This window comes from Salinigranum rubrum (genome assembly GCF_002906575.1).
GTDB classification, from domain to species: domain Archaea; phylum Halobacteriota; class Halobacteria; order Halobacteriales; family Haloferacaceae; genus Salinigranum; species Salinigranum rubrum.
Window position 1 is genome coordinate 2,900,153 of record NZ_CP026309.1, and the last position, 14,954, is coordinate 2,915,106.

The window sequence follows — 14,954 nt, forward strand, 5'->3', positions numbered from 1 at the left end:
CACGCGGCACGGAGCCGAGACGGGCGGCCCCTCAGGCCTTCCACAGGCCGCCGTCAGGTCCGCGGCGGCCACCGAAGTGGACGACCCCCTTGCGAAGCGCCGTTCCGACGAGGAATCCGATGACACCGATCGGAACGCCGAACGCGATTGCCAGGACGCCGCCCGAAGCCGTCGCCTCCGGAATACCCACTGTCCCGTACCGGGTGGCGAGGCCGTACCGCGCAAATCCGATCCCGAAGAGCGGTCCCATGACCAGAAAGGTCGCCGGCACCACGCCCGAGTTGACGACGGTGAACACGACCGAAATCGCGAGCAAGACGGCGACACCGACGAACACGAGTACGTGTGGGTCCGTTCCCGTCCACGTCCCGACGGCCCACGAGTGAATTCGGCGGTATCCGTGCGAACGGACGACCCACCACTCGGTGACGACCGCCAACAGCGGTGCAGCGACGAGTGTGAGCGCGGAGACGTCGTGGCGAACGCCGACGAATCCACGGCTCAGGCGTCGAACCAGCCGCCGGGTCGTCCTCGTCCGGAGGAGTTCGACCGCGTGAGCGCGGGCGCTGTCGACTGTCGAGACGAGCCAGCGTCCGCCGCTCTGCGTCGCCGACATCGTTCGGGCCAGGAGCCGTCGGCACGACGAGTACACCGCTGCGAACACAGCGACGACATACCGTGTGATCGTCCGGAGGGCGGTACGAGTGGAGGACCAATCCAGCTCTACTTTCATACCCCCTCTTCTTCATTTCAGAACGTAATCAGTTTTGCGACGCCGACGGGTCGGTGAGATTCGCGCCTGAACTCTCGAACCGCGGCCGGAGCCGGCTTCGAACTCCCGACAGAGGCACGCTCCGTCGACTCGCCGCTCGTTGGCATCGCTGGCACACAGCACGGCTTCCAGCGGAACCGTCGGGTCCACGCGACTCGCGGCGACCGTTCCGGCTTCTCCGCCCGCGCCGTCCAGTTCGTGTGGACCCGTCACTCGCTGGCGCGAGGACTCGTTCGAGAAATGGCCGGGGCGGGCTCCGAACCCGCGATCTCCGCATGGCCCAGGTTCGAGGCTCGGCAGGCCCCGTAGGCTGACGGAGGCTTCCAAGGCGGTACCGCACCGAATCTCAGAACCCTATGAGTGCGGCGCTATGTCCAGCTAAGCCACCCGGCCTCACACTGCTGTATTGCGGTCCCGCCCTTCAACCTTCCTATCCGCCACCGGTGAGACGTGTGCCATCACACGTCGGGGGCCGTGTCGGCCGGAACGCTCTCGGAGCGCCGCGGTAGTGTCAGATGTGATATACACATCCGCGGATTTATGCTGGACGCACGGGACGTGAGAGCCATGTCACACCCGGACATCGTCGAGTCGGCGCTCGGCGACGAGTCGGTCGCCGCGCGCGTCTCCCTCGGCGACGATTTCCTGTTCGTCACGCCGACGCGGACGCTCGTCTACCGCGCCGACTCGCTCCTCTCGGACGAATCGATCGAGGAGTTCCCCCACGGCGCCGAGCGCATCGACGTCTCCGCCGGGCGCCGCAAGGCGACGATTACACTCGACTACGGACTCGACGGCGAGCGCTCCTTCACCGTCCCGGCGAAGGCGCTCGACCGCGCCTTACATCCAGTGCTCGCCGGCACGCTCAACGCATCCGGCGTCACCGACCCCGGCGAGACGGTGAAGGAGACGTTCCGCTTCTCCGAGTTGACGCTCGTCATCACGAGCGACCGCCTCGTGAAACACGTCGGCGGCGCGGTGTGGGACGAGGACTTCGAGGAGTACCACTTCTCGGACGTCACCGACTTCGCCGTCGAGGAGGGGAGCGTCGCGACGACGCTCGTGCTCACCCACGACGGCCGACAGGAACGGTTCAAGGCGCCGGCCGAGCGCTCTCGCGAGGTCAGCGAACGACTCACCGACGTGCTCCTCGCGTACCACGACGTCGACAGCCTCGAAACCCTTCGCGAGCGGTTCGCCGTCGACGAGGAGGAGTCGCCCTCGGCCACGATGTCGTTCGGGGAGGGGCCGACGCCGCTGTCGGCGAACCCGAGCGAACTCGCCGAGTCGGCGAAAAACGCGACCCGACACGACGACGGCGGAGAGACCGGCGACGTCGACAACGCGTCCGTGGCGAGCGCGGTGGACGACACCGCAGCGACCGAGACGGAGGACGCAAGCCGAACCATCGAGCCGCTGGACGCGATGGACGCTGCGGCGGCCGAGGGGTCGACGGAGCCGTCGGAGGCCTCGGCCGAGTCGGACGAGGCCGACACCATCGGGACGGGCGACCTCCTCGGACCGGTCGACACCGCCCCGCCCGAGCCGGAGTCGGTGACGTCCGAGAGCGACGCAGACGAAGCGGACGAGCAGCTCACGGCGCTCGTCGCCGAAGTGGAGGCGCTTCGAGAGGCCGTCGAGGCACAGAACGAACGCATCGCCGAGCAAGAAGAGCTCCTCAAGCGACTCATCGCCGAACTCCGTCAGCGGCTCTGAGACGGCCTTTCGTGGGTCTTCACCCGACTCTCACTCCCGTCCGAGCACTTTTCGAACACACGAGGAGCCGAACGGTCCGAGTTCGCCCGAGTCGAACCGGACGAAGTGCCCCGTCGAGAGCCCCGCCCCACAGCGGCGGCACTCGAACTCTCCTTCGCGGACCACGACCTGACTCTCGAACCGGACGAACGTTCCCCCGCGGCGGGTCCGGACTCGCGCGCCGTCGCGGTCGATGACGCCGCGCATCTCGGCTGCGTCGAGTATCTCGCGCGTGAGCGAGGGGTCGGTCGTCACCGTCTCGATGCGGTCGACCACGTCCGCGAGGGTGAGTTCGTCGGTTTCGAGGTGCGCGAGGAGGTCGAGCGCGAGTTCGACCCGGTCTGTGCGCTCGGTCACGTTCCGTCTTCCGTGGGGTCGTCGATAAACGTTCCGCGCGCTCAGTCGAACGCCGGGAGGACCTCCTCCTCGTAGAACTCGAAGAACGACGCCTGGTCCTCGCCGATCTGGTGGACGTACACCGTGTCGTAGCCGGCGTCGAAACACGACCGGATGTTCTCGATGTGGGACTCCGGGTCGGGGTCGGTGAGTATCGACCCCTCGCGGACGTCCGCTTCCGTGACCGTCTCGGTCGCCTGCTCGAAGTGCGCCGTCGTCGGTAAGACCTGTGCGAGTTCGCCCGGGAGCGCCGAGTTCGCCCAGTACTCGTGGGCGGTCCGGACGGCCTCGTCCTCCGTCTCGGCGTAGCAGACGTGAATCTGCGTGATGGACTCCCCGTCGCCGTCGTTCTCTCGATAGGCGTCGAGGAGGTCCCCCTGCGGCCCGACCGACCAGAACCCGTCGCCGAACTCGGCGGCCGCCCGTGCGGTCCGCTCGCCGAACGCCGACACGCAGATGGGGGGAAACTCGTCGGGGCGGGTGAATATCCGAGCGTTCTCGACCGTGTAGTGAGTACCATGGAAACTCGTCTGCCCGGGTTCCCACAGCTGTCGGATGATCTCGACCGCCTCGCGGAGCATCTCCAGTCTGACGCGGTGGGTCGGCCAGTGCTCGCCGGTGACGTGTTCGTTCAGCAGTTCGCCGGTGCCGACGCCGAAGTAAACGCGGCGGTCTTCGAACATCGACGCGACGGTCGCCACCGCGTGCGCGACGTTCACCGGATGGATGCGGAACGTCGGACAGGTGACGCCGACGCCGACGTCGATGTCGTCCGTGGCCTGTGCGACGCCGCCGAGGGTGCTCCAGACGAACGGCGACTCGCCCTGGGCTTCGAGCCACGGGTGGAAGTGGTCGGAGACGCTGAGGAAGTCGAACCCGGTCGCCTCGGCGCACGAAGCCAACTCCACCAGTTCGTTCGGGCCGAACTCCTCGCTCGAAAGCGTGTAGCCGATCCGGCTCATCGCCGAATCACCGCCGGCCCCGGTCGCCGCAGAGTCGATGTCATACGAGAGACATTTTCGGCCACGGGAGGATAAGCGACCGGCTTGTGTGTCCCGGGTCGACGTCGGATGCGAGCGTCGGGACGCGACGTGGGGGAGCGAGACCGCTGCGACGCTAACGAGGCTGAACACAAGACGTATACCCGGCCGCGGAGACAGAGCGCGTATGCGACGGTCACGGTTCCTCTTCGGACTCCTCGTTCTCGGCGTCCTCGCCGCGGCCGTCCTCGTCGCGCCCGGCCCCGCTCTCCGGTGGCTGACGTGGCTCGCGGCCGACCCGATTCGCTTCGGCCTCGCGCTCTTCGTCGTCGCGCTCGCTCGACCGCTTGTCGCCTGGCCGACGACGCTGCTCGCCGTCGGTGCCGGCTACGGGTATGGGTTCGTCGGAGTCCCCTACGCGCTCGCGCTCATCGTCCTCACGAGCGTCCCGCCGTTCCTCGTCGCCCGGCGGTTCGGCCGGGAGTCGCGGGCGGCGAGCGCGGGCGAGCGCGTCGTCCGCGAGGCGGGTGACCTCCGGAGCGTCGTCGCCTCCCGGCTCCTGCCCGCGCCGTCGGACGTCGTCTCGGTCGCCGCGGGCGTCTCGGGCGTCTCCCTCTCGACGTTCGCTCTCGGCACGGCCATCGGCGAACTCCCGTGGGCGCTCGTCGGCGTCCTCGCGGGGTCGTCGCTCGACACGCTGACCGAAGCGTCGCTCGCCGCGGTCGACTGGCGACTCGTCGCGGCGTGTGCGCTCGCAAGCGTGCTGCTCCTCGCCGGCCCGCTGTATCGCGTGGCCGTCGGGCGCGAGGACCCGGTTGTCGGCGTCGACGCCGAGTGATCGGCACCGTCGACCGCCCCGGTCGCTGATGTTCGAGTGTCGTTCTGGGGAGCGCGCGACTCGGTCTGAGCCGACGAGACTCATTGCGAAGCATGCGACGTGCAGTGACTGAACCGCCGAGCCGCCGAGCCACTCAGAACAGGTAGGAGACGCCCACGACCACGAGACATCCCCCGATGAAACGGTACGTCCACAGTATCAGAGTGGACGGTTCGGACGACCCGGACTGTGTCTCGGACAACGAGACGGGGCTGAAGTGATAGATCCGCCGTGGGAGAGCGAGGTACGCGAGACCGAGGAGCACGAAGGCGACTCCGGCGAACTGAAAGAGTCGAGTCACGGACACCGGTTCGAGACGAGTCAACTTGAATCTGGACCGCTGAACGAGACGACCGCTCGCTTCAGCACGTCCGTCACGCTCCGAGAATCGCGTCCGTCACGCCCGGGAGAGTCCCAACGGAGCGGGTGGGTTAGTCCAGCAGCGACTGACCCGTCATCGTCGCCGGCTGGTCGACGCCGACGAGTTCGAGGAGGGTCGGCGCGAGGTCACAGAGCGACCCGTCCGGCTTCAACGAGCGTCCACCCGCGGTGCCGTCGGGGGCCAGATACACCAAGGGAACCGGGTTGGTCGTGTGCGCCGTGTGCGGTTCTTCGGGGGTACCCATGTCGTCGGCGTTGCCGTGGTCGGCCGTGACGAGGACGTGCCCGCCCGCCTTCTGAACCGCGTCGACGAGCCGTCCGAGCTGGGAGTCGACCGCCTCGACGGCGGCGACAGCCGCGTCGAAGTCACCGGTGTGGCCGACCATGTCGGGGTTCGCGTAGTTCAACACGAGCACGTCGGGGTCCTCGGACTCGATGGTCTCGATGGCCGCGTCGGTGACCGCCTCGGCGCTCATCGCGGGCTGGAGGTCGTAGGTCGGGACGTCCGGCGACTCGATGATCTCTCGAATCTCGCCCTCGAACTCCACCTCGCGCCCCCCGTTGAGGAAGTAGGTGACGTGGGCGTACTTCTCGGATTCGGCGAGTCGGAGCTGGGTCTTCCCCGACTTCGAGAGCACCTCACCGAGTGTGTCTGTGGGCTCGTTCGGCGGGAAGGCGACGGGGAAGTCGAACGTCTGGTCGTACTCGGTCATCGTGACGAGTTCGATGTCGGGGGGCGAGGTCTCGAACGCCCAGACGGGGTCGACGTCGGCGAGCATGCGCACTAACTGGCGCGCGCGGTCCGGGCGGAAGTTGAAGAAGATCACCGCGTCGCCGTCTTCCAGCGCGGGTCCGCCCTCGACGAGCGTGGGCTCGACGAACTCGTCGGTGTCGCCGCGGTCGTACGACGCCTCGACCGCCTCGACCGCCGTGAGAGCGGTGTGTTCGGCCTCGCGCTCGACGATGGCGTCGTACGCGCGTCTCGTCCGCTCCCAGTTCTGGTCGCGGTCCATCGCGTAGTATCGCCCGGAGACCGTGGCGACGTCGCCGGTCCCGCGGTCGGCGACGTGGGCTTCGAGGTCCGCGAGGTAGTGTCTCCCGCCGTGTGGGTCGGTGTCGCGGCCGTCCATGAACGCGTGGGTGACGGCCTCGATTCCCCGCTCGGCGGCGATGTCGACGAGCGCGTGGAGGTGGCCCTGCTCGGAGTGGACGCCGCCGTCGGAGACGAGGCCCATGAAGTGCACCCGTCCCCCGGTCTCGTCGGCGTGGTCGAACGCCGTCGCGAGCGCGTCGTTCTCGGCGAAGGTGCCCTCGGCGATGGAGTCCTCGATGCGGGTGTACGCCTGCTTGACGACGCGACCGGCCCCGATGTTGAGATGGCCGACCTCGCTGTTGCCCATCTGTCCCACGGGGAGGCCGACCCGCCGCCCGGAGACGTCGAGCGTCGTGTACGCGCCGGCGTCGGCGAAGCGGTCGAAGTTCGGCGTCGACGCCGCCTTCACCGCGTCGCGTCGGTCGTGGTCGCCGAGCCCCCAGCCGTCGAGGATAACGAGCGCTGCCTGCATATCCGACTGGTCACCACCGACGCCTAATTACGTGTCGTTTGTCGGAGACGAGCGACGGTCGTGCGCACACGACCGAAGCCAACAGAACCTTGTGGCCGGACGCCAACCCGCGTGCAACCGATGCCCTCCCGCCCGGACGACCCGCCAGCGACCGACGGAGCAGACGGCGGTTCGGCCACCCCCGAGTCGGGTGCCGAGACCGACAGTGGTGCCGTCGAATCCGACGCGACCACCGACGCCGAGACGGAGTCGCGCCTGCCCGTGAGCCGTCGAGCCCTTCTCGCCGGTGCCGCCGTCACCGGCGTCGTCGGGGCCGGTGCGGTCGCCCTCGGCGGCGGAGGTGACGGAGGCGGCGATGACGACGCCGACGGAGCGACCGGGGACGGGTCGGCGGCGGAGTCGACGGCGACACGACGGACGACACCCGTCGCGGACGACGAAGCGCGCCGACTGGCCGAGCGGTTCGCGCCGACGCTGTACTTCGGGCGGCGCGAGCGGTGGTTCCCGACCGACCCGCGGCCGTTCGTCTCGGAGCGGGACGGGGAACGAGTGGTCGACGGGTTCGACGCGCTCGACGGGTACACGGCCGCGAAGGGCGAGACGATGGCGCCCGACCCGACCGTCTTCTACCACGTCCGCGAGTACTCCGAGCGCCTCGCGGTCGTGCAGTACTGGCTCTACTCCGCGTTCGACCAGTTCTCGGTCAACTTCCACTGGCACGACTGGGAACTCCTCCAGGCGTTCGTCGACCGCGACTCCGGTGACCCGGTGCTGTACGCCGCGAGCGCGCACTCGCGGACGGTGCCGAACAACGAGTACCTCGACCCCGAGTCGACCCCCGCGATCATCAGCGAGGTCGGCTCGCACTCCTCGGCGCTGGGGATGAACGAGCGCCGCGACACGTTCCAGCGCCTCCCGGTCGACGGCCTCGCGCCCGACGTGACGAACGGCGTCGTCGCCGTCGTCTCGGGTGAGGAAGGCGTTCCGCTCGCGTACGGCCTCCCGCGCGACGAAGGGTTTCGCCTCCCGTACGTCGTCCCGGAACTCGACGGGGCGCCGCTCACCGACCACCCGGACCTCCCGAACGTCTCCGCCGAGGACCTCGTCCCGGCGGACCTGACGGTGGAGTCGTTCGCCGACCGCTCGACGCCGCCGACCGACCTGCCCGAACGGGAACGCGGCGCGGTGTTCGAACCTGAATCGCGGGCCGGAGACGAGAACGAGAGCGAGGGTGTGAACGAACACTACGCGCTCGTCCCGACGGTCGACATCGAGGACATCACCGCCTTCACGGGACCGCAGTTGAGTTTCCAGTTCTCCGTCCCGCGCTTCGTCGAAGACGCCGTCTCCTCTCACATCACGACGACGTCGACGCCGTGGACCCAGCCGCGGTACCGCGACCCGCTCGCGGACGTGACCGACCGCTCTCACCGCCGGGCCATCCGCGAGCGGTACGACGTCGACGCCGGGGACCGTGGAGCGACGATCATCGGCCGCATCGCGGAACTCCGCCCGAGCGACGACGTCGACGTGGGAGTGACGCTCGCCACGCCGCCCGTCGAGGCGGTGGCTCGGCTGGCGTCCGATCCGACGGCGGCACCGACGTTCGGCGGCGTCGCCGCTTTCGTCGACGTCGCACCCGGCGACCACACGCTCACGGTCAACGGACCGGGGTACGCGCCGTACGCCCAGCGGGTGCCGGTCGGCGACGGGTCGGGGTCAGCAGAGACGACCGAAGCAGCCGAGACAGCTAGCGAGACTGTGACTACACCGTCGACGGCGACTGAGGCGGCGAGCGCGACGGAGACGCCGGTGTCGACGGGGACGAGCACGGAGACGCCGGTGTCGACGGGGACGGAAACAGGGGCCGAGACAGAGACGGACGGAACCGTCCGGATCGGTGCCGGGGGGCGGATCGGACTCGTGCCGCGGGCGGACGCGGTGAAGCTCGAAGTCGACGCGGCGGAGCGTGGCGGTGCCCGCCGGGTCCGCGTCGAGGACGACGTTGCCGGCCGCGTCTTCGACGCCCCACCGGTCCAGAGCGAGGGACGAGCGGGCGTCTACGTCCACCGCGCGGGCGGATACACCGTAGAGGTGACCGACGAGCGCGGACGGACGAGCGTCGAACGGGTCACCCCGGGTCCGAACCAGAACGCCGCCGAGGTGGCGAAGGCCCGGACGGGTGTCTCCGGTGTCACCCGATACCTCGTGGAGTTCCTGACGGAGACGCGCGAGACGGTCGAGCGACTGCTCGAACCGGGAGGCGGAGACGAGCGTGGACGCGAGAGCGAGCGCGGCGAGGACGACGACACGGACGGGGACGATGGGGCCACGCCGACCCCCGAACCGGACACCACCGAGACAGAGACGGCCGACGCCGACGCGACCATCGAACTGGACGTCCAGCCGAGCGAGGACGAGGACCGCGAGACGGACGGGGACGACGCGACGACGCTCACCTCGGCTTCGACGGCGACAGCGACGCCCGAGGCGACGGGAACGCCGGAGGCGACGACGCCGCTGGAGTCGGTGCCGACGCTCGAACCGACGACAGCGGACGCCGGTCAGCGTCCGACTGGGCCTCTCGAAGAGCTCCGAGCGGCGCTCGAAGCGGCCGTCTCGCGCGCACAGCGGGCGAACCAGGCGGCGCTCGCTGGCGACGACGCGGCGACAGTCGAGGCGCTCCGGGCCCTCCGGGAGGTGCTCGCGCGCCTGTCGTCGTTCGCGGAGCGAGGCGACGCCCCACAGCCAGCCGCGCGCATCGCGGCCCGCCGGGCGGAGACGGCCGACCGCCGAGCGGTGCGGGCACTCGACACCCTGACGTAGGACGGGGAGAACGGCACGGTTTTTTCGTGGCGTCCCGAGGGACCAACCGATGGCGACGGACATCGTCCCCGAACGCTACGTCCAGGAGTACCTGGGGAACGGCCCCAGCCTCGTGACGTTCATCGCGCTCAACGCCAGCGCCTTCCTCGTCGGCGTGAGCTTCTACGTCCACTCCGAGCCCTCGCTCGCGGACCTCCCCACGTTCCTCTACCCGCTCTTCGGGGACTCCCCGACGGCGCTCGCGCTGGCGACGCTCTCGATCGCGACCCTCCTGTCGAACCTCGGTCGCCCGGTTCGGGAGGCGGCCGTCAACCGCCCGCTGGCGTACCTTCACACCCTCGCGTTCGTCTGGCTCGTCAAGTACGGGCTGTGGACCGCCCTCGCGTTGAACCTCCGGCCCGAGCTGTACGTCGGCTTCTCGGCAGCGGCGCTGTGGGACTACTGGGGCATTCTGTTTACTCATCTTGGCTTCGTCATCGAGGCGTTTCTCATCCCCCACTACGGGAAGACGACGCGCGGCGCGCTCGCGTTCGCGCTCGTCGCACTCCTCGTGAACGACGTGTTCGACTACGGCTTCGGCTACCACCCGCCCCTGCGGTACGAACCCGGCCTCGTCCTCCCGGCGCTCACGGTCGCGCTGTCGGTCGGGTCGGTCGCGCTCGCGGCGCGCGTCTTCGACCGTCTCGACCCGGTCTGAGTCCGATCCGTCCGCCGTCCGGCGGTGGAACGGTGCGCGCGCCGAGGGAGTCAACCTTTTCAGCTTCAGTCGCCTACGGACGTGTAATGGATTCCGCGGTTCTTCTAGATCTCCTCGGGAACGAGAACCGTCGGCGTATCCTCCAGCTTCTCGCGCACAAGCCCTGTTACGTGACCGAGATAAGCGAGTACCTCGGCGTCTCGCCGAAGGCGGTCATCGACCACCTCCGCAAACTCGAAGAGGCCGGACTCGTCGAGTCGCGGACGGACGACCAGCGGCGGAAGTACTTCCACATCTCCCGTGACATCCGTCTGGAGGTGAACGTCTCGCGGTACGGCTTCGGCGCCAAGAGCGCCTATCCGGCGAGTCCGAGCCTCGATATGTCCGGGCGCTGCCCGCACATCTCCATCGACGTTCCGAGCGAGTCGGACGACTCGCTCGGCACCCTCGCGCGCGAACTCGCGACGCTCGAGGACCTCGAAAACGAACTCTCGCTCGCCCAGCGGTACGTCCACGGCCGCCTCACCGACGTACTCGACCGACTCAACGAGCGCATCGGGGCGGACTCGGACTCGCGCTTTTACGCCGAAGTGGTCGCGGCCGTCGCCACGGGCGAGCGGACCCCAGAGGCCGTCGCGCGCGAGGTGGACGCGCCGCCGGCGGCGGTCGAGCGCGCGCTCGACGCGCTCACCGAACAGGGCCTCCTCGAAGCGCGTGGCGACGAGTGGTGCCTCGCCGAGTGATCGGCGTCAGAGGTCGCGCGTGAAGCCGTCACGGAGGTCCCGCCCGAAGTAGTGACCGACAAGCGCCGCGAGCGCGCCGACGCCGGCACCGACGCCCGCGATGGCGACGCCGTACTCCGAGAGCAGGCGGACGGCGAAGGGGAAGAACGCCGAGGTGAGCGTGCCGAGGACGAACCCCAGCCCGGAGGCGAGCGCTGCGGCGAGGCCGACCTCGGCGTAGTGGCGCTTCTTCCCCACGACGCCGATGGCGAAGGCGACGACGAACAGGCCGACGAGACGGCCGACGAAGCCGACGAGGGGGACGAAGCCGCCGGCGACGACGGCGACGATCGAGAACGCGAGCGCGAGGAGGAACGCGCGGGGGGAGAAGAGGCCGCCGAGTCGCGCGCGGACCGATCCCGACTTCGACTTCGAGCGTGACGCGGCGTCGGACGACGCGACCGACTGGTCCGCGGGTGTGGACTCGGGTTCGGTGTCGTCACCGCCGGTGAGTCGGTCGACGTCGGCGAGCAGGTCGTCGACGGACCGTTCGGACTCGTCGCTCCGTTGCATGACTGTGTGTGGGAGCGCTCGGGGTATGGCTCTTGTGTCGAGGAGGAGATGTTGGTGGCGACGAAGCGGGCGCGTTCGTCGACGACCGCACCGACTGTGAGACGACGACCGCACGACACACGGGCGCGGTGAGCCGCAGCCTCGCACCTCCCCAATCGGGTACTCGCGCACGGAGGCGCGAGTGTCCCCTCGCGCGTTCACTCGCTCCTTGCAGTCGCTCGTTCTCACGCGCCGAGCGCCACGAGACAGTACGGTGGCGCGTGGCGTCGCGCTCTCTGTGAGCGCGACCCGCGCGCGAGGGATGAGGCCGCGAGCGAACCCGGTGAGCGAGTGGCCGAATCGGCTGGGGAGGCTCGTGGCTTCAGCGCCCTAGCGGCCGCGCGGTCTTCTCATCGGGACCACTCGGTGAAACGCGTGGTCTTCTCGTTCCTGCCCGCGTACTGAACGTCGCTCCGGGCCGGTCCGAACGGCTGTCCACCCACACAAGACTCGTAAACGCAAACGCCGGGATTCAAGTCCGCCGCCGCGAAACCTCGGCGTATGAACCCGGGAGACCGCGTCCGCGTCACGCGCGCGGACACCACGAACGAGGGCGTCCTCCTCCCCTCCTCCACCCCTGAACACCTCGTCGTCAAACTCGACGGCGGGTACAACGTCGGCATCGACCGCGAGGAGGCGGACGTCGAAATCCTCGAACGCGACGTTCACGACATCGAGAGCGCACAGGACGGCGATTCAACCTCCGAAATCGAGTTCGACGAGGACCTCCCCACCGTCTCGCTCATCTCCACGGGAGGGACCATCGCGTCCACGGTCGACTACCGAACCGGGGCCGTGACGGCGCAGTTCGACGCCGAGGACGTCCTCCGGGCCGTGCCCGACCTCGCGGGTCGGGCGAACTACCGCGGGCGCGTCGTGGCGAACATCCTCTCGGAGAACATGGAGCCGAGCATCTGGCAGCAGTTGGCGCGGGCCATCCGCGACGAGATAGAAGCCGGTGCGGACGGCGTCGTCGTGATGCACGGCACGGACACGATGCAGTTCTCGGCGGCGGCGATGGCGCTGATGCTCGATACTCCTGTGCCGATCGTTTTCACCGGAAGCCAGCGCTCCGCCGACCGTCCCTCGTCGGACAACGTGATGAACGCGGTCTGTGCGGTAGAGGCGGCCAAGAGCGACTGCGCGGAGGTGCTCGTCTGCATGCACGCCACCCAGTCCGACACGGCGTGTGCGCTGCATCTCGGCACCAGGGTGCGAAAGAACCACACCTCGCGGCGTGACGCCTTCCAGACCGTCGGCGCGAGACCCCTCGGCGAAGCCGACTACGAGAGCGAGGAGATCGAAATCGAGTGGCGCCGGTCGTACACCTCCCGTGGCGAGCGTGACCTCTCGCTCGCAGCGGAGTTGAGCGAACGCGTCGACCTGCTGAAGTTCACGCCGGGGATGGACCTCGACCGGTACGCCGACTTCCTCCGCGACTCGGACCTCGACGGCCTCGTCGTCGAGGGGACGGGCCTCGGTCACGTCCACACCGACCTCATCCCCACGCTGGGGGAGTTAGTCGACGACGGCACCGTCGTGGCGATGACGAGTCAGTGTCTCGAAGGACGCGTCTGCGACCGCGTCTACGACACCGGGCGCGACCTCCTCGACGCCGGCGTCGTCGAGTGCGGCGACACCCTCCCCGGTACGGCGAAGGTGAAGCTCATGTGGGCGCTCGAAAACCACGCCGACCCGGCGCGCGCCATGGGTGAGGACCTCGCTGGCGAACTCCAAGAGCGGTCCGTCCCCTGGGAGTGAGGGACGAGGGCGGCAGAACTTTTTGCCCGCACCGACCAGAGGGTGCATGGGGCACCTCGAGAACGTCTCCGTCACCGACCTCCAGCGGGCGCTCGACCGCGTCGAGGGGAAGAAGCCCACCCAGCGACTCATCACCGCCATCGCCTACAAACACGGCGTGACGCAGACCGAACTCGCGGCGTGGTACGGCGTCCAGCGGCGGACCATCTACAACTGGCTCACCCGGTTCGACGACCGACCCATCGAGGCGGCCGTCTCCGACGACGAGCGCCCCGGGCGGCCGCGGAAGCTCACGCCCGACCAGCAGGAAGCGCTGTACGCCACGCTCCGCGAACCGCCGACGGAGGTCGGTCTCGACGAGACGGCGTGGACCGCCGACCTCGTCCGTCAGTACACCGAAGAACGGTTCGGCGTGACGTACTCGCGGTCGAGCTGTCGGCGGCTGCTGAGCGAGGCGACCGAGCGCGAGGACGTGGGCGGGTCGTGACCGCGTCGCGCTGGACCGCTCGCCGGTGGGAAATCGTATAAGTTCGCTCGCGGCTCACCCACGGACATGACTGGTTCCGGGTCCCGTGGCTCTCGACGGGACGACCGCGCTGCATGCGACCGCAATCGAGCGGGTGAGCTACGGGCGGAGGACACGGACCGATGACGTCAGTGACCGTCAGGCAGGCGCGGGCGGACGACGCCGCCGACGTCCGGTCGTTCACGCGCGACACCTGGATCGACCGAGAGGTGGACGACTACATCCCGCGGGTGTTCGACGAGTGGGTGCGGACCGACGGCCCCGACCAGCGGACGTTCGTCGCCGAGATTGACGGCCGCGTCGTCGGCCTGGCGCAGTCGGTGTTGCTCTCCGAGGACGAGGCGTGGAGCCAGGGTCTGCGCGTCGCGGCCGACGTTCGAGGGAGGGCGGTCGGGTCGAAGCTCAGTCGCGCGGCGCAAGCGTGGGCGCGCGAGCGCGGCGCGACCGTCACCCGCGGGATGGTGTTCTCGTGGAACGTGATGGGTCTCGGGCACGCTCGCACGAACGGGTTCGATGCCGTCACGGAGTTCCGGTGGGCGCATCCGACGCCCGACGAGGGGGCCGACCCCGCCCTCGACTCCGAGTTCGCGCCTGGATTCGAGGAGGGCGCCGACCCCGCGGCGGCGTGGCGCTTCTGGACCGACAGCGACGCGCGGACGCATCTGGCGGGCCTCGCGCTCTCGACGACCGAGTCGTGGGCGCTCTGTGAACTCACCCGCGAGACGCTCCGGGAGTCGGCAGCCGAGGACGGCCTGTTCGTCGTCTCTCGAGAGGGAACGCGGGGTGTGGCGTTCCGGACACGGGAGATCGATATCGCGGGCGAAGGCGAACGCGAAGAACGACTGGCCGAGTACGGCGTCGCCGCGTGGGACACTCCGAACGCTTGTGAAGCGCTCATGCGCGCAATCGCGCGAGACGCCGGGGAGCGCGGTGCCGACCGCACCCGCGTTCTGATTCCCGAGACGGCCCGCCACGTCAGTGACGTCGCCGCGGCGCGGGTCGCCGTCGCGGACGACCCCGACTTCGTGCTGGCGGCGGACCTGACCGACGGGACGCGGTTCGGCTGATCTTCGACTCGCACTCG

Annotated in this window: 12 protein-coding genes, 1 tRNA gene and 1 pseudogene; 8 read left to right on the forward strand and 6 right to left on the reverse strand. The window is 69.2% G+C overall.

Annotated elements, in window-relative coordinates:
• Window positions 1-31: 31 nt before the first annotated feature.
• Both C2R22_RS14290 and C2R22_RS25135 read right to left on the reverse strand, forming a co-directional pair.
• Complete coding sequence (locus tag C2R22_RS14290) at window positions 32-616, reverse strand: hypothetical protein (RefSeq protein WP_103426352.1); 585 nt, start codon at window positions 614-616, stop codon at window positions 32-34.
• A 397-nt stretch (window positions 617-1,013) separates the two neighbouring features.
• A tRNA-Met gene (locus C2R22_RS25135) sits at window positions 1,014-1,165 on the reverse strand.
• A 174-nt stretch (window positions 1,166-1,339) separates the two neighbouring features.
• On the opposite strand from C2R22_RS25135, the gene C2R22_RS14300 reads away from it, so the two are divergent.
• Window positions 1,340-2,488: a DUF7115 domain-containing protein gene (locus C2R22_RS14300; RefSeq protein WP_103426354.1), complete on the forward strand. Its 1,149-nt coding sequence runs from the start codon at window positions 1,340-1,342 to the stop codon at window positions 2,486-2,488.
• 30 nt (window positions 2,489-2,518) lie between these two features.
• Here C2R22_RS14300 and C2R22_RS14305 read toward each other — a convergent pair whose 3' ends face one another.
• Both C2R22_RS14305 and C2R22_RS14310 read right to left on the reverse strand, forming a co-directional pair.
• Window positions 2,519-2,884, reverse strand: a complete 366-nt coding sequence (locus C2R22_RS14305) for a DUF5830 family protein (RefSeq protein WP_103426355.1) — start codon at window positions 2,882-2,884, stop codon at window positions 2,519-2,521.
• Between the two features lie 41 nt (window positions 2,885-2,925).
• A complete protein-coding gene (locus C2R22_RS14310; protein ID WP_103426356.1) occupies window positions 2,926-3,885 on the reverse strand; it encodes a TIGR03557 family F420-dependent LLM class oxidoreductase in 960 nt (319 codons plus the stop codon).
• Window positions 3,886-4,090: 205 nt separating this feature from the next.
• Between C2R22_RS14310 and C2R22_RS14315 the strand changes: the two genes are divergently transcribed.
• The gene (locus C2R22_RS14315) at window positions 4,091-4,741 is read left to right on the forward strand and encodes a TVP38/TMEM64 family protein (protein ID WP_103426357.1); all 651 of its coding nucleotides are present in this window, start codon (window positions 4,091-4,093) and stop codon (window positions 4,739-4,741) included.
• 470 nt (window positions 4,742-5,211) lie between these two features.
• On the opposite strand, the gene gpmI is transcribed toward C2R22_RS14315, so the two are convergent.
• Complete coding sequence (gene gpmI, locus C2R22_RS14325; RefSeq protein ID WP_103426359.1) at window positions 5,212-6,726, reverse strand: 2,3-bisphosphoglycerate-independent phosphoglycerate mutase; 1,515 nt, start codon at window positions 6,724-6,726, stop codon at window positions 5,212-5,214.
• Window positions 6,727-6,846: 120 nt separating this feature from the next.
• Here gpmI and C2R22_RS14330 point away from each other — a divergent pair, with 120 nt between their 5' ends.
• The 3 genes from C2R22_RS14330 to C2R22_RS14340 all read left to right on the forward strand — a co-directional run bounded on the left by C2R22_RS14330 (window position 6,847) and on the right by C2R22_RS14340 (window position 10,992).
• A complete protein-coding gene (locus C2R22_RS14330; protein WP_103426360.1) occupies window positions 6,847-9,552 on the forward strand; it encodes a hypothetical protein in 2,706 nt (901 codons plus the stop codon).
• Window positions 9,553-9,601: 49 nt separating this feature from the next.
• Entirely contained in the window at window positions 9,602-10,249 is a 648-nt protein-coding gene (locus C2R22_RS14335; RefSeq protein WP_103426361.1) for a DUF1405 domain-containing protein, read from the forward strand.
• A gap of 86 nt (window positions 10,250-10,335) precedes the next feature.
• Window positions 10,336-10,992, forward strand: a complete 657-nt coding sequence (locus tag C2R22_RS14340) for a metalloregulator ArsR/SmtB family transcription factor (RefSeq protein ID WP_103426362.1) — start codon at window positions 10,336-10,338, stop codon at window positions 10,990-10,992.
• Between the two features lie 6 nt (window positions 10,993-10,998).
• Here the strand turns inward: C2R22_RS14340 and C2R22_RS14345 are convergent, their stop codons facing one another.
• Window positions 10,999-11,544, reverse strand: a complete 546-nt coding sequence (locus C2R22_RS14345) for a hypothetical protein (protein WP_103426363.1) — start codon at window positions 11,542-11,544, stop codon at window positions 10,999-11,001.
• A gap of 540 nt (window positions 11,545-12,084) precedes the next feature.
• Here C2R22_RS14345 and gatD point away from each other — a divergent pair.
• From gatD to C2R22_RS14360, 3 genes and pseudogenes are all read left to right on the forward strand, one after another.
• On the forward strand, window positions 12,085-13,344 hold the full coding sequence (gene gatD, locus C2R22_RS14350; protein WP_103426364.1) for a Glu-tRNA(Gln) amidotransferase subunit GatD: 1,260 nt from the start codon (window positions 12,085-12,087) through the stop codon (window positions 13,342-13,344).
• Window positions 13,345-13,390: 46 nt separating this feature from the next.
• Window positions 13,391-13,801 (forward strand): annotated as a pseudogene (locus C2R22_RS14355) (helix-turn-helix domain-containing protein); the annotation flags it as partial.
• Window positions 13,802-13,992: 191 nt separating this feature from the next.
• Window positions 13,993-14,937 (forward strand): GNAT family N-acetyltransferase, encoded by a 945-nt coding sequence (locus tag C2R22_RS14360; protein ID WP_103426366.1) that lies wholly within the window; start codon window positions 13,993-13,995, stop codon window positions 14,935-14,937.
• The last annotated feature ends 17 nt before the right edge of the window (window positions 14,938-14,954 follow it).

Coding starts and splice junctions, on each gene's coding strand:
- C2R22_RS14290 (WP_103426352.1), bottom strand. CDS start 616: ATGTCGGCGACGCAGAGCGGCGGACGCTGGCTCGTCTCGACAGTCGAC.
- C2R22_RS14300 (WP_103426354.1), top strand. CDS start 1,340: ATGTCACACCCGGACATCGTCGAGTCGGCGCTCGGCGACGAGTCGGTC.
- C2R22_RS14310 (WP_103426356.1), bottom strand. CDS start 3,885: ATGAGCCGGATCGGCTACACGCTTTCGAGCGAGGAGTTCGGCCCGAAC.
- C2R22_RS14315 (WP_103426357.1), top strand. CDS start 4,091: ATGCGACGGTCACGGTTCCTCTTCGGACTCCTCGTTCTCGGCGTCCTC.
- gpmI (WP_103426359.1), bottom strand. CDS start 6,726: ATGCAGGCAGCGCTCGTTATCCTCGACGGCTGGGGGCTCGGCGACCAC.
- C2R22_RS14330 (WP_103426360.1), top strand. CDS start 6,847: ATGCCCTCCCGCCCGGACGACCCGCCAGCGACCGACGGAGCAGACGGC.
- C2R22_RS14335 (WP_103426361.1), top strand. CDS start 9,602: ATGGCGACGGACATCGTCCCCGAACGCTACGTCCAGGAGTACCTGGGG.
- C2R22_RS14340 (WP_103426362.1), top strand. CDS start 10,336: ATGGATTCCGCGGTTCTTCTAGATCTCCTCGGGAACGAGAACCGTCGG.
- C2R22_RS14345 (WP_103426363.1), bottom strand. CDS start 11,544: ATGCAACGGAGCGACGAGTCCGAACGGTCCGTCGACGACCTGCTCGCC.
- gatD (WP_103426364.1), top strand. CDS start 12,085: ATGAACCCGGGAGACCGCGTCCGCGTCACGCGCGCGGACACCACGAAC.
- C2R22_RS14360 (WP_103426366.1), top strand. CDS start 13,993: ATGACGTCAGTGACCGTCAGGCAGGCGCGGGCGGACGACGCCGCCGAC.